The sequence below is a fragment of the Psychrobacter sp. Arc9 genome (assembly GCF_041431295.1).
Lineage (GTDB): Bacteria > Pseudomonadota > Gammaproteobacteria > Pseudomonadales > Moraxellaceae > Psychrobacter.
In genome coordinates this window covers 92297-107221 of the sequence record NZ_JASMRK010000011.1, presented here as the reverse complement: position 1 = coordinate 107221, position 14925 = coordinate 92297, and the positions used below count along the sequence as shown (strand labels likewise).

At 41.6% G+C, this 14925-nt stretch carries 9 protein-coding genes and 2 pseudogenes; 6 read left to right on the top strand and 5 right to left on the bottom strand.

Going from position 1 to position 14925, the window contains the following annotated elements; translation table 11 throughout:
- Positions 1 to 40 precede the first annotated feature (40 nt).
- Positions 41 to 997 (bottom strand): hypothetical protein, encoded by a 957-nt coding sequence (locus tag QO187_RS08105; RefSeq protein ID WP_371547956.1) that lies wholly within the window; start codon positions 995 to 997, stop codon positions 41 to 43.
- Positions 998 to 1331: 334 nt separating this feature from the next.
- Between QO187_RS08105 and hsdR the strand changes: the two genes are divergently transcribed.
- The 5 genes and pseudogenes from hsdR (at position 1332) to QO187_RS08080 (ending at position 8530) form a co-directional block, all read left to right on the top strand.
- Entirely contained in the window at positions 1332 to 3758 is a 2427-nt protein-coding gene (gene hsdR / locus QO187_RS08100; RefSeq protein ID WP_197707693.1) for an EcoAI/FtnUII family type I restriction enzme subunit R, read from the top strand.
- Between the two features lie 90 nt (positions 3759 to 3848).
- Positions 3849 to 5270: pseudogene (locus QO187_RS08095) on the top strand (N-6 DNA methylase); the annotation flags it as partial.
- Positions 5271 to 5551: 281 nt separating this feature from the next.
- A pseudogene (locus QO187_RS08090) lies at positions 5552 to 7390 on the top strand (restriction endonuclease subunit S).
- A gap of 227 nt (positions 7391 to 7617) precedes the next feature.
- Complete coding sequence (gene thyA / locus QO187_RS08085; protein WP_371547954.1) at positions 7618 to 7893, top strand: thymidylate synthase; 276 nt, start codon at positions 7618 to 7620, stop codon at positions 7891 to 7893.
- 64 nt (positions 7894 to 7957) lie between these two features.
- A complete protein-coding gene (locus QO187_RS08080) occupies positions 7958 to 8530 on the top strand; it encodes a dihydrofolate reductase (protein WP_371547952.1) in 573 nt (190 codons plus the stop codon).
- A 132-nt stretch (positions 8531 to 8662) separates the two neighbouring features.
- Here QO187_RS08080 and uvrC read toward each other — a convergent pair whose 3' ends face one another.
- Both uvrC and QO187_RS08070 read right to left on the bottom strand, forming a co-directional pair.
- Entirely contained in the window at positions 8663 to 10507 is a 1845-nt protein-coding gene (gene uvrC, locus QO187_RS08075; protein WP_371547950.1) for an excinuclease ABC subunit UvrC, read from the bottom strand.
- A 154-nt stretch (positions 10508 to 10661) separates the two neighbouring features.
- Positions 10662 to 12185 (bottom strand): DUF3360 family protein, encoded by a 1524-nt coding sequence (locus QO187_RS08070; protein WP_371547949.1) that lies wholly within the window; start codon positions 12183 to 12185, stop codon positions 10662 to 10664.
- Positions 12186 to 12697: 512 nt separating this feature from the next.
- On the opposite strand from QO187_RS08070, the gene QO187_RS08065 reads away from it, so the two are divergent.
- Positions 12698 to 13258, top strand: a complete 561-nt coding sequence (locus QO187_RS08065) for a DUF4442 domain-containing protein (RefSeq protein ID WP_102093128.1) — start codon at positions 12698 to 12700, stop codon at positions 13256 to 13258.
- 224 nt (positions 13259 to 13482) lie between these two features.
- On the opposite strand, the gene rplS is transcribed toward QO187_RS08065, so the two are convergent.
- Positions 13483 to 13902 (bottom strand): 50S ribosomal protein L19, encoded by a 420-nt coding sequence (rplS, locus tag QO187_RS08060; RefSeq protein WP_101205948.1) that lies wholly within the window; start codon positions 13900 to 13902, stop codon positions 13483 to 13485.
- 205 nt (positions 13903 to 14107) lie between these two features.
- Entirely contained in the window at positions 14108 to 14872 is a 765-nt protein-coding gene (gene trmD, locus QO187_RS08055) for a tRNA (guanosine(37)-N1)-methyltransferase TrmD (protein ID WP_102092093.1), read from the bottom strand.
- Positions 14873 to 14925 lie beyond the last annotated feature (53 nt).

The window sequence follows — 14925 nt, the reverse complement described above, 5'->3', positions numbered from 1 at the left end:
TGTGCTTTGTACTCAACAAAAAACTTGGTAATCCGCCTCTTCAGTTTGATTTGCTTATTTCAAGTTGAGAGTGGGGTTTATTATATAAATAATCGAAAAATCTTTGTGTCTCTAATACAACTGCTAACGGGTAATGACTACCTTTTTTTAAGTTATCTAAGTTTGCATGATACATAATAGATGCTATATCAAAGCTACTGAGGTGTATTTTAGAACCTTCTGTAATTAAGTCGGCCTTTAAAGTCTTACACAGCCGTATAGACTTTTTCAGCCCACCCTCTGTTAAATACCTACACCTAGTATCAATAAGGTAAATATGTCTAAAAGGTAAGTTCATCAAAGTAGTTGGAGTTTTACTATCAAGTATGTTGACTCCAAGATCATACGCCTTTTTTTCTTGTTGGTATTTATCTGTTCTTACCCAGTGAGAAGGCACAACATCAACTTCACGTTGAAGCGAACCACCTACTAACTTAATACATTTGGCACCAGTATTGTCAACTGTTACTGCAGGGTAGGCACTTTTTAATTGAATGTGACATGCTGCTCTTAATTTGCTTATTTCTGTAATATCTTGAGAACGCAAAGTTTCCAAATAATGCTCTGATCTATAATGCGACTCATCAATAACAAGTAAATCAACATCACTAATACCCTTTATATGTACGTTCAAAGGTACAGAGCCTTGGAGTCTATACTCAGTATTTATACCATGATTATCCATCAACCTAGATTTAAGCTGTTTTTGAACTCTAACTGCAGTTTCAACGGATATCTCCGTATAACGCTTTCCTACTTCTTGCATTGCACCTAAAGCATAACGTACAGACGGTTTATCTGATGCGGACTGCCAGCTTTCCATAGACTCTTTTAAGGTATCAAGTTCTCTTTTTAAAACTGTATCTTCATTGAGACCATCAAATGAGTAACTAAAATTAGAACCTTTCCTGCGCTCTTCTAACCTATTTAGACGTTGATTAAAGTTAATGTCGGACATATGTTCCTTAGATTATCAGTTAATTGTGACTAAACGTAGTAGTCATCTGTGAATGTAAGTAGAAGATGAAATGTATACTACCTTAAAATAAATATACAATTATTACCTAATGCTATTTCTTAAAATGGTAACTATTAGAATTAAAGTATAAGTTAGTTACCGCTAAGCTAATACCATAGTATTTTTATATCACGTTAATTATGCACTAATATCATATCAAAGGTCTTTAAGTACTTAAGATTGATACTCCAATAGAAAAATAAGACACAACATATGTTAAAGTATAAATTACCCCCAACACTAGCTAGATAGGAAGCCTACTGCCATGGCTGGTATCAACAAATTAGAATTATCTGAAACAGATATTATCAGCAAGTTTATTCTACCTGCCATTAAAAGCTCAGGTTGGGATGACATGACTCAAATTCGCGAAGAGGTGAAGCTTCGTGATGGGAAGGTTATTGTCCGTGGTCAAATGGCAGTGCGTAAGACGGTCAAGTCTGCTGATATCGTTCTATATCACAAGCCTAATCTGCCACTTGCGGTTATCGAAGCCAAAGCAAACAAACACTCTATTGGTAAAGGGATGCAGCAAGCGCTTGATTATGCTGGGCTGCTCGAAGTGCCGTTTGTGTTTTCATCCAATGGTGATGGCTTTATTTTTCATGATAAGACTAGTACTACTACCCTCGAAACTGAGATTTCACTAGCAGACTTCCCGACGCCAGCTGAGCTATGGGATAAGTACTGTCAGTGGAAAGGCTATACGCAATCTCAGCTACCTATCATCACTCAAGACTATCATGATGATGGCAGTGGTAAATCACCGCGCTACTATCAACTACAAGCCATCAATAAGACCATAGAAGCCATTTCTCGTGGACAGGATCGCATCCTGCTCGTAATGGCAACAGGGACGGGTAAAACTTACACTGCATTTCAAATCATCTGGCGTCTGTGGAAGGCTAGAGAAAAGAAACGTATCTTGTTTTTAGCAGATCGTAATATTTTGGTCGATCAAACACGGGTAAATGACTTTCAGCCTTTCGGCACTGCGATGACCAAAATAGAAGGCCGTACCGTTGATCCAGCCTTCGAGATTCATTTAGGCTTATATCAAGCGTTAACAGGTCCAGAAGAGCATCAGAAAGCCTTTAAGCAGGTCGCACCAGACTTCTTTGACCTGATTGTCATTGATGAGTGCCACCGAGGTAGCGCTGCGGAAGACAGTGCTTGGCGTGAGATATTGGAGTATTTCAATAGCGCCACACAAGTAGGCTTAACAGCAACACCTAAAGAGACTGAAGAGGTATCTAATTCTTATTACTTTGGGGATCCTGTTTATACCTATACCCTAAAACAGGGTATCGAAGATGGGTTTTTAGCGCCCTATAAAGTGGTTCGAATTGATATCGATGTCGACCTACAAGGCTGGCGTCCAACCAAAGGACAGACAGATAGGCATGGTGAGTTGATTGAAGATCGTATCTATAACCAAAAAGACTTTGATCGTAGTCTGGTGATTGATGAGCGTACTGAATTGGTGGCTCAGACCATCACAAGCTACCTTGAGCGTACTGACCCAATGGCCAAAACCATTGTGTTCTGTAATGATATTGATCATGCAGAGCGTATGCGCCGTGCTCTGATTAACTGCAATCCCGAGCAGGTCAAAAAGAACGAAAAGTATGTCATGAAAATCACGGGCGATGATGAGTTGGGCAAAGCACAGCTTGATAACTTCATCAATCCAAAGAAACCTTATCCAGTAATAGCGACGACGTCAGAGCTAATGACAACAGGCGTTGATGCACAAACTTGTAAGCTTATCGTGTTAGATCAAAACATCAAATCGATGACTAAGTTTAAGCAAATTATTGGCCGTGGCACTCGTATCAATGATAAATACGGCAAGCTATGGTTTACGATTCTTGACTTCAAAAAAGCGACTGAGCTATTTGCAGATGAGCGCTTCGATGGTATTCCTGAACGTATCATGACCGTGACGCCAGCACAAATTAATGAAGGAAGTGCTGAGCTAGACGAAGTGGTCGATGGAGAATCAGACGCAGAGTTAGATATTGCTAATGGTACTGATCTGGCCTACACAACCCAAGATGATAAGAGTGGCTTTGATTTAGGGGCTGGTATGGGTGATGACATAGGTGTCAGTGAACCCGCGAAAAAATACCATGTGAAAGGTGTAGCTGTAAAAGTAACGGCACAGCGTATCCAGTATTATGATACTGATGGTAAGCTAGTCACCGAGTCTTTTCAGGACTATACTCGCAAAACTTTCACTAAGCAGTTCGCTAGTTTGGACGAGTTTACCAAGCGTTGGAACGATACTGAGCGCAAACAAACCATCATTGATGAGCTGGCAAATGCTGGTATTATTTGGGAAGCACTACAGGAAGAGGTCGGTTCAGACATGGACCCCTTCGACCTAATTTGCCATGTGGTATATGACCAGCCACCCTTGACGCGTCGTGAACGTGCGAATGAAGTTAAGAAGCGCAATTACTTTACCAAGTATTCAGACACTGCTCAAAAAGTACTAAATGCCTTGCTCGATAAGTATGCTGATGCGGGTGTAGAAGAGATCGAAAGCCTAAACGTGCTTAAAGTAAAACCACTTGATCAATTAGGTAGTCCGATGGAAATTGTCAGAGAAGGCTTCGGTAGTAAACAAGATTATCAGCAAGCCATTAGTGATCTTGAAAGTGAAATCTATTGGGCACCGCCACCCAAACAAGCTTAAGCAACTAGAAAAAATTAGCTACAATCCATATATCTAAGCCTCTTATTGAGGCTTGTTTTATTCATACTGTTTATTGAAAAGAGAAACTACATGTCAATCAGTTCAGTTATTAAGTCTATTCAAGATATCATGCGTCAAGATGCTGGTGTCGATGGTGATGCCCAACGTTTAAGCCAATTGTCATGGTTATTGTTTCTCAAGATATTTGATGCACAAGAAGAAGCGCTTGAGTTCGAACAAGAAAACTATAAGAGCCCCATCCCTGAGCAATACCTTTGGCGTAATTGGGCAGCTGATCCCGAAGGTATCACTGGTGATGAGTTACTAGAGTTCGTAAATGATGAAATATTCGTTGAGCTAAAAAACCTGACAGCGCCAGTAGATACCAACCCACGTGGATTTGTGGTGCGTCAAGGTTTGAGCGATGCCTACAACTATATGAAAAACGGTACGCTGCTACGCCAAGTGATTAATAAACTCAACGAAGTGGACTTCAATCGTTCAGATGAGCGCCATCTATTTGGTGATATCTATGAGCAACTGTTGCGTGATTTACAGAGTGCAGGCAATGCAGGTGAGTTTTATACCCCTCGTGCTGTGACACGCTTCATCGTTGACCGTGTAGATCCAAAGCTCGGTGAGCGCGTTATGGATCCAGCTTGTGGTACAGGTGGATTTTTGGCCTGCTCATTTGATCATGTCAAAAACAACTATGTCGAAACTGCCGAAGATCATCAAGCGCTACAGCAGCAGATTTTGGGGTTTGAAAAGAAACAACTGCCGCATTTGCTCTGTACAACCAATATGATGCTGCATGGTATCGAAGTACCCGTACAGATACGCCACGATAACACTCTAAATAAGCCGCTGTCGAGCTGGGACAGTGATATTGATGTCATCGTAACTAATCCGCCTTTTGGCGGCACTGAAGAGCACGGTATCGAAAAGAACTTCCCTGCTGAGTTCCAAACACGCGAAACGGCTGATTTGTTTTTACAATTAATCATTGAGGTCTTGAAAGATAAAGGCCGCGCTGCCGTCGTATTACCTGATGGCACCTTGTTTGGTGAAGGAGTAAAAACCAAGCTAAAGAAAATGCTGACAGAAGAGTGTAATCTGCATACCATCGTGCGCTTACCAAACGGTGTGTTTAACCCTTATACGGGTATTAAGACCAATATTCTCTTCTTTACCAAAGGTCAGCCAACCAAAGATATTTGGTTTTATGAGCATCCTTATCCTGAAGGCGTCAAAAACTACAGCAAAACCAAACCAATGAAGTTTGAAGAGTTTCAAACCGAGATTGATTGGTGGGGCAATGAATCTGACGGCTTCGCCAGTCGTGTTGAAAATGATCACGCTTGGAAAGTTGACTTCAGCAGTAAGCGTAAAACAGCTGAAAAAGATGCAAAGCCACACTGGGACAAAGCAAAAGTACTCTTAGGTGAAGTCAGTGCTTTAGAGCCTAATCTTAAAGTGTTACGTGCAGAACTAAAAGCTGCCAGCGATGAGTTAAAGCCTGATAACCTAAAAAAAGTTGAAGCGCTAGAAACTAAAATCAATAATCTGCGCCGTGATGCTAACAATAGCCAACAGGCTGGCGATAGTATATTCAATGCTATATTTAATTTTGATATAAAAAATCCGTTTGTTGATCAAGTCATTGATTATGACCCTAATAAATTACTCGCTGACTATGCCAAACAACAACAGAGTATCGATACTTTACGCAGCCAATTAAAAGATGTACTGGGCGCTGCGCTGTCTGCTAACACGACAGAGGACAAGTAGCTATGAATGTAAAAACGAGCTTAGAGGTGGGTAAAGACGCAAACAAACCAGAGCAGTTGATCACTGAACATATCGATATCTGGACTAGCGCTATATTGGCTAAATCGACTAGTGGGCGTGGCAGTAGCAAAAAGTATGAGCTATACGGTATTAAAAAATTACGTGAGCTGATCTTGGAGTTAGCGGTGCGTGGCAAGCTGGTACCACAAGATGCTAATGATGAGCCTGCATCTGTTTTGTTAGAGAAAATATTTCAAGAGCTATCTGTACCAATTAAAGACGATAGTATTAAAAAAAATAAACCTTTACCGAAGATGATGGAGTCTGAAAAACCGTTTAATAAACCAAAAAATTGGGAATGGGAGAGATTCGTTAATCTAACTATAAGTACTCAGGTAGGTTTGGATCGAGGTAAAGCAGAGCAGTCAAATGAATTTGAACATATGTACTTTAAAATGAATAATATCAACAATAGCGGAGGGTTGAACTGGGATACTTTAGCTCGAGTAAATGTGAGTGAAACTGAAAAAGAAAAGTATAGGCTTTATGAAGGTGACTTTTTATTTAATACTCGGAATAGTCAAGAGCTTGTTGGGAAAACCTGTGTAATACGTGATATGCCGGAAGAGGTAATTATTTATAATAATAATATAATGAGAGCTAGAATATCAAAGATTCTTCCCGAGTTTCTTGATTATTGGTTTAGATCTGCATCAGGTAAGCTTCTTTTAAATGAGCTGAAATCAAGTACAACAAACGTTTCTGCTATATACCAGAAAAAACTATTTACACTTATTTGTCCTGTTGCACCCTTATTAGAACAAAAACGCATCGTCGCTAAAGTCGATGAACTCATGCTGTTGTGTGATCAGCTAGAGCAGCAAACCGAAGCCAGTATCGAGGCTCACGCTACGCTTGTAGATGTACTATTAGCCACGTTGACAGATAGTGCTGATGCTGATGAATTGGCAAAAAACTGGGCAAGAATTGCTGAGCATTTCGATAGCCTATTTACCACCGAGCAAAGCATCGAAGCTTTAAAGCAAACTGTGCTGCAATTGGCAGTGATGGGTAAATTAGTTCCGCAGAATCTAGATGATGAATCTGCTTCGGTGTTGTTAGAAAAGATAGGTGAAGAAAAAGAGCAGTTGATTAGAGAGAAAAAGATTAAGAAAGAAAAGCCTTTACCTGCTATCACAGATGAAGAGAAACCTTTCAAATTACGGACAGGTTGGGTATGGGGCCGAGTTAATGATATTGCTCATCTCAAAGGAGGCTTTGCATACAAAAGCAAAGAGTTTTTAGATGTTGGAACTTACCAAGTTATTAGAATGGGAAATATTCGTCCTGATAATTTGAGATTAGATAAAAATAGTGTCTATATTCCAGAAGGTTTAGCCGAAAGTACCCAAGACTATCGAATAAATACTGACGATATATTATTAACAATGACAGGTACTAATGGGAAAGAAGATTACTAATATTCGTTAGTAGTCTTAGATACCCATTTGTTAGATCAACAACTTTATCTTAACCAGCGTTTATGTAGATTGCGACCCATACTAATCAATGTGAATTTTTTAAATATTGCTTTAAAAGAACCTCAGCTTAAAAACCCTATATTTAATCAATCAACTGGTTCTGCTAACCAAGCTAATATCGGTATGGGCGTAATTTCAAACTGGGTTTTACCAGTGCCACCTCTCACTGAACAACACCGCATCGTTGCCAAAGTCGATGAATTAATGGCTATTTGCGATCAGTTAAAAGTTAAGTTACAGCAGTCTCAAGAGACGCAAGCTCAGCTTACCGATACATTGGTTGATCGGGCTTTAGGGTGAGTTTTAGTATTGGGCTAAGTGTATTATATGTCTTGATAAGATATAATATCTCTTATCAAGACACTCTACTCGGTAAATCGAATAATGTTGATGTTGCTGGTAAGGACAACTGACCGTTTACACAGACCGTATTGTGCAGAATTAAAAATGCACAGTCGGAATGTAGCGCTCTACATTAGAAAATAAAACGACTTGTGCATAAATTAGGGGTTGTAAATTTCATAGGCGTGCCTTTTAATATTGCGAGCTATGCGCTATTGACTCATATGATCGCGCAGGTGTGTGGTCTAGAAGTTGGAGAGTTTGTTTGGACAGGTGGTGATTGTCATATTTATCAAAACCACCGTGAGCAGGCCGAGCTACAGTTGACACGCTCGCTATATAAATTGCCGACATTGTCTTTGAACCCTGAAGTAAAGGACATATTTGCGTTTGAGTACGAAGACATTAACGTCAATGACTATGAGTCGCACCCTGCTATCAAAGCCAAAGTTGCCGTATAAAGTTAGTCTGGTTAACTACGCCAAATAAGAGCAAAATTTAAGAATATAATAAAAAGGATATATTATGAGCTATGCCCATACCGAAGTTGCCCAAATCGCTGCTATTAGTAGCAATCGCTGTATCGGCAAAAACAATGAGCTGCCGTGGCATATCTCAGCAGATTTGCAACATTTCAAAAGCATGACGACCAAAGAAAACGATAGTAAGATTCAAGGTATCGTGATTATGGGTCGTAAGACATTTGAGTCAATGGGGAGCAAACCATTACCCAAGCGTGTGAGCTTTATTGTCACGACACAGATGGATTATGCTGAGACAAAAGGTCTTGCAGATAGCAGCAATGCTTATGTGGTACACAACCTAGACGATGCTCTGACACAAGCAGCTAGCCTTTCTCATGGCGCGCATCTCGATACGATTTGGGTGATTGGCGGCGAGCGAGTATTTAGTGACGCTCTGATGTACACCGACCGTATTGAGCTGACTCATGTAGATACTGACATTGCTGACGGCGATGCATTTTATCCTGAGTTGCCAGAACGCTTTAAAGTAGCAGACGAATCTGAGCAAATGCACGATGAAAAAAGCGATTTAAGCTTTAAGTTTACCACTTATAAAGTAGAAACTGATAAGTAGTAAAAGCTTATTAAAAAAGGGGTAGTCTTGGATAAGTAAAATTCTCCAAGACTACCCCTTTTTTGTTTAATTTCCACACAATCGTATTTATAGACAATCAATAAAAACTGCTGGTTGATAATATCTAATCCATTACTCATGCAGTACTTTATAAACCGTTTTTGCGAGTACTGGTCCGATTCCTTGTACGCCTGCCAACTCTTGCTGTGAAGCGCCAAGCAGCTGCTGCATACCACCAAAATGATTGAGCAAGTCACGACGACGTTTCTCGCCCAGTCCCGGTATCACCTCTAGCACTGATGAAGAGCGACGCTTATCCCGTTTTTTACGGTGAGCGGTAATCGCAAAACGATGCGCCTCATCACGAATATGCATCAGCAAGTGCAATGCTTTGCTATCCATCGGTAGATCTAACGGCTCATGATTGATAAAGTGCAATACCTCAAGCCCAGCCTTGCGCCCTTCCCCTTTTGCCACACTAATGAGCAAGGTGTCATCAAGAATACCCAACTCAGTTAATACTTCTTTGGCAATACCAAGCTGACCTTTACCACCATCAACCAATAGCAAATCCGGCAATGGCTGCTTCTTATAACGTCTGGTCAGCACTTGCTTCATCGCTGCATAGTCATCGCCACCTTGAATATCATGAATAGCATACTGACGGTAATCACGACGGCGCGAGCCACCTTGGTCAAACACCACGCAGCTACCAATGGTCGCCTCACCCATCGTATGTGAGATATCGAAGCATTCAATACGATCAATCGTCCGATCAGTGACAGTCGCCAGTACGTCTTTTAGCGCACCAAAGCGCGCATGTAGCTCTAGATAATCGCCAAGCTTGGTTTTTAATGCATTACTGGTATTTAGTGTTGCTAAGTCCAGCCACTCTGAACGGTGCTCACGCACATTGGTCTTGATGACTACTTTATTACCGAAATGCGTTGCCAATGCTTCACTTACTGCCACTTGATCTGGTATCTGATGGCTCAATATGATTTCAGCGGGCAAATCATCGGTCACTTGGAAATAAAATGACGTAATAAAAGCCGATAAATTATCTGCTAACGACTCACTACTATCCACATCTGGGAAATAATTTTTTCCACCCAATACACGTCCACCACGTACCGTCAGTACGTTCACACAGGTCATGCCAGCCTGACTGGCAATGGCAATCACATCTGCCTCACCTTGTACTGTGTAGACTGCTTGCCTTGCTTGTACTTCACGTAGCATGGACAGCTGATCGCGATAAAATACCGCCTTTTCAAAATCTAACGCTTCAGCTGACGCTTCCATCTTTTCAATCAGCGTACTATGGATGTCACTAGAGTCGCCTTTTAAAAAACGGATGGTATTGTTCACATCTTCTGCGTACTCTTCTGGCGATACCAAACCGACACAGGGCGCACGGCAACGTTTAATCTGATACTCAAGGCAAGGACGCTGACGCTGCTTAAAAAAGGTGTTGGTACATTGACGCATTTGAAACATTTTTTGCATCAATACCAACGTTTCTTTTGCCGCATGTGCAGAGGGGAACGGGCCAAAGAATCGACCTTTTTGATGATTACCTTTACCGCGACCGTAGGCCAAACGTGGATAAGGCTTATCGGCTGAGATAAACACATACAGATAGGATTTATCATCACGCAGCAGCACGTTATAAGGTGGACGGTGCTCTTTGATTAGATTCTGCTCGAGCAATAGCGCTTCGGTCTCACTACGCGTAATGATAGTCTCAATATTGTGAATCCGTGCCACTAGCGCCCGTGTCTTTGGATGATCTATCGTTTTGGCAAAATAGCTATTTACCCGACTTTTTAGCGACTTAGCTTTACCAACGTATAATATATCGCCGTTCTTACCCAGCATCTTATACACTCCTGGCAAGTTAGGAAGGCGTTTAATCAGATGCTTAAGACGGGCTTTTTTATCATCGACAGGACTCGATTCTGAGACATTAACCATAGAATTTGTTGCTCTTAAAAATCTTAGTAATACTGCTAGTTATGGGGCGGGAGTCATTGTTTTACAAGCCAATTATTATCGCAGTGCTACCCATAAAAAAGCCAGCTTTCGCCGGCTTAGTCTGTTCTATTATCGTTTATTCAATCACATACTACTAATGACGGAAGTTAGCCATCAATGCTGGGATACCCGGCAGCATACCAACGATAGCCATGACGCCTGTCAGTACCAGGAACATAATACCCGGTATGATCCAGCGGCTCATCTTAGTCAAATTCGCACTACGTTCTTTAGAGCCAATCAAGCCCAAGTTATCAAGCAACAACGTGAGCGACCAACCAAAGGCTGGGTTAACCAATGCCGACGCGAATACTACGATAGCAGCAGACTGCGTGGTTTTACCTTCACGCGTCATCTCCATACCAGCTTCTAGTAATGGAATAAACACCCCAACGATCAAGGCCACACACATCACTGGTTGCCAGATGGCTAAATCCATTGGATAGCCCCAAACCCCTGCGATAATACAAAATAGAGCCGTCAATAAAGCACCGGCAGGAATTGGACGTTTAGCAATCGCCGCAGGAACAATATACGTTCCCCAAGATGACGCAAAGTTGGAGCCGCCCAATACAGAGCCGACTACCTGACGAAATGAAGCACTGGTCATGGTGTCATCAATATCCATAAGCACTTTTTCAGTACGCTTAGGATAGCTGATTTTTTGGAATACTTGATGGCCCAAGAAATCTGGCGACCACATTGCCACGGCCAAAATAGCAAACGGCAGTACTACAATGAAGCTTTCAATCGTCGGCAGACCTAACATCCAACCTGTGTTTTCGCCCCACCAATACATTGGATTCATGTTTGGTAGACCTGGCGCTGTTTTGAACTCAAAAGGTGCGCCCAATGCAAATGCAAGACCTCCACCTAACACACAGCTTAGCGGAACCGCGAGCCAGCGTTTTTGCCAATGCTCAAGCAATGCATACAGCAGAATAGTCGCCAGAATAATAAAGAAAGCGATATGCGACATGCCAATCCCTTCTGCCCAAGCAAAGAGATTTTTGACCTGTGATGTGGTTCCGATAAAGCCCAAGTAAATCAATAGGCCACCGCACACACCTTTACTGGTTAAGTTGGCTAGTAGACTCCCCCCTTTACTAATCGCAAGGAGCAGACCAAAAGCACCGATAAGCAAACCAAAGGCCATCGGGTGCCCACCAGCTGCTACCACAATAGGAATCAGAGGGATTAATGGGCCGTGAGTACCAGCAAGGTTGGCAGTCGGCAATAAAAATCCCGAAAATAAAATAATAAAGAAGGAGACGATCAATAGCTCATATCGCACGTTTTCTAAGACAAACGCATCACCTAAGCCGAGTGGACCTGCAAAGGTTGCTGCAATGGCGCCCACCATAACAACTTTACCGATGGTCGCGGCCATTGCTGGAATAGTATCTTCGTATTCAAAACGGTAATCACGGAATGGTAAATTAGGACGCCAGCGTTTCGGCTGCATGATTTGTAATTCATGGTTTAGATAAGCATCACGACTGTCGAAACTAGCACTGGACTTATGCAAATCTACATAACTGCCTTGTACTTGACTGTCGTGGTTTACGTTCGAGGTCGGCGTATTAGACCCTGAAGAGGGGGTCTGAGGGTTACTCATCACATTTCCTTGTGTCGATTACGTCTTTGATTGACTACACACGCTCTGCTCTAATGTCATAGACCAAAGCGCCTATTACAAACTGCGAACTATTGTATGCCAAGACTTGATGAAATGCGAACCTAAAACCATTTAAAGATACTATGTATCTCATTATAATATATAAACTAAAGTTTCTATTTGAGACAAAATTGACCTTAATAGAAAACCATGAGGAAAAAATCTCTCTTTTATAGACTTTAAATTAGGATAAACGACCGTTTTATTGATAATTATTTACATCTAGATGATTTTTTATCACATAGATGAATAGCAAAGATAGTTATAATAAATAACGATCGTTACCTGTAAGTGGGCATAAATATGTCATTTCGGTTACGCTTTAGAGCTAGCGGGCTGAGTACTTTTTAATTATGATAAATACTTTTTATCGATTTATTTCTCAGTGACATTGTTTAAAACCGCATTATTGATACAATCAAAAAATTAAAAAAAGGCAACAGGACAAGTTTATGAGCGTATTACCTACCAACCTTGAGACCTTGAAACGTCGGGCCAAGCAAAGCATCATGCCATTGCTGACACCGCATTTATTAAAGCTGCGCCTTAATACTTATGCACCATACATTGGCGCAGGTATCAAAATCGATCATATCAGTCTCGATCAGGGTTTGTGCGTGGTAAGCATGGGACTAAATACTCTGAACAAAAATATCGTCGGTACTCAGTTCGGTGGTAGCTTATATTCGATGGTTGACCCTTTTTATATGCTCATGCTGATGCACCAACTGGGTAGCAATTACGTAGTGTGGGACAAAAGCTCACACATTGATTTTGTTGCGCCTGGCAGTAGCAAAGTCACTGCACGCATGAAAATACCTAGTTCTGAAATTATTACTATTCAAGAGTTGGCAAAAGAAGGCGAAGCGGTATTCCGTGAGTATAAAGTCGATATCGTTGATGAGCAGCAAAAGCTCATTGCAACCGTTACCAAGACGTTATACATTAGACTGCGCAAATACAGTAAGTCCAAAGAGCAAGTCAACCGCATCGATACATTTGATGCTCAATAAACTTTAGCTTATAACTGGCACTATCAGAGCTGATAAAACTCAAATTATTAATGCTATACATACAAAAACCCCAATCTAGCTTTCGCATAGATTGGGGTTTCGTCTTTTTTGGTATGGCCCGCTTATTTATAAATAAACCTATGAATAAGGGCTTGTATCTACTATTACCTTGTCTTGAGCCAATCCTAAAATTATAGGACTAATTCAAAACGGCAAACTTGTGCTTAGATACCAGGTGCAGTATCAACTGCATCAGGTACACCAGCGTCAGTTTTTTTCTGAGCTGGACGTGGCGCAAGTTTTTCGCGGATACGTGCTGATTTACCAGAACGCTCACGTAAGTAGTACAGTTTCGCACGGCGAACAGCACCGCGGCGTTTCACTTCAATGCTATCGATGATTGGTGAATGCAATTGGAATGCACGCTCAACACCAACGCCGCTTGAGATTTTACGTACGGTAAACGCTGAGTTTAGACCGCGGTTACGCTTAGCAATTACAACGCCTTCAAAAGCCTGTAAACGCTCACGCTCACCTTCACGTACTTTTACTTGTACCACAACGGTATCGCCGGGTGCAAAGTTTGGGCGCTCAAGCAATTGAGCGTTTTCGATGACCTGAACCAATGGATGCTTGTTGCTCATGAGAGTTATCTCCTCACATTAGATAATAGAGGCTTGACGCATATCACCTGTTTGTAATAATTAATCGCATCTCTTTATAGTGAGACACAACGTAAATGGGTTATAACCAACGGCCACTATGTGATGACTCGTTTTATTATTGCTCAAAATTCTGTTTCTTAACTGTTTATCAAACCTAGTAACAATAAAGTCAGATTTTAAAAATCTACTTTTTATCTGCTTTGGCCAATGCTTTCAGCCACTTTGCTTGCTCTACCGTTGGAGTAAACGCTTGCCATAAGTCTGGACGACGCGTTTGCGTACGACTGACTTGCTGACTAAAACGCCACTTAGCGATATTGGCATGGTGACCTGAAAGTAATACCTCAGGAACCGCCATACCCGCAAACTCATGCGGCTTAGTATAGTGTGGACAGTCAAGCAAGCCATCGACAAAAGAGTCTTGCTCCGCTGACTTGTCATCACCCATGATATCGGGCAGACGACGTATCACACTATCCATCAGCACCATTGCTGGCAACTCGCCACCAGTCAACACGTAATCACCTAACGATACTTCCATATCGACATATTGTGATAGTAAACGCTCGTCAATACCTTCATAACGACCGCATAATAAAATCATGCCATCGTAATCAGTCATATTGACTACGCTACTCTCACTAAGCGTCTGTCCTTGCGGTGACATATAAATCACCGGACAGTGCTCACTATCGACACGGCAACCATGTTGACTGGCACGCAATCGTGCATCCTCAATGGCTTTCGATAATGGCTCAGCCATCATCACCATCCCAGGACCACCCCCATAAGGGCGCTCATCAATACGGCGATAGTTATCGGTGGTATAATCACGTGGATTAATGCATTCAATCGTAACTTGCTCTTGAGTCACTGCTCGGCCCGTGATTCCAAATTCACGAATCGTGGCAAACATCTCAGGAAAAATACTAATTACGGCAAAATACATCTGATGTCTACTTGCGTTAAGGCTAAAACAATCGGTGTAAGTAATAATAACGT

What these genes read in the sequence shown, in the direction of transcription:
- QO187_RS08105 (WP_371547956.1), bottom strand. Translation starts at nt 997, where the DNA reads ATGTCCGACATTAACTTTAATCAACGTCTAAATAGGTTAGAAGAGCGC.
- QO187_RS08080 (WP_371547952.1), top strand. Translation starts at nt 7,958, where the DNA reads ATGAGCTATGCCCATACCGAAGTTGCCCAAATCGCTGCTATTAGTAGC.
- uvrC (WP_371547950.1), bottom strand. Translation starts at nt 10,507, where the DNA reads ATGGTTAATGTCTCAGAATCGAGTCCTGTCGATGATAAAAAAGCCCGT.
- QO187_RS08070 (WP_371547949.1), bottom strand. Translation starts at nt 12,185, where the DNA reads ATGAGTAACCCTCAGACCCCCTCTTCAGGGTCTAATACGCCGACCTCG.
- QO187_RS08065 (WP_102093128.1), top strand. Translation starts at nt 12,698, where the DNA reads ATGAGCGTATTACCTACCAACCTTGAGACCTTGAAACGTCGGGCCAAG.
- rplS (WP_101205948.1), bottom strand. Translation starts at nt 13,902, where the DNA reads ATGAGCAACAAGCATCCATTGGTTCAGGTCATCGAAAACGCTCAATTG.
- trmD (WP_102092093.1), bottom strand. Translation starts at nt 14,872, where the DNA reads ATGTATTTTGCCGTAATTAGTATTTTTCCTGAGATGTTTGCCACGATT.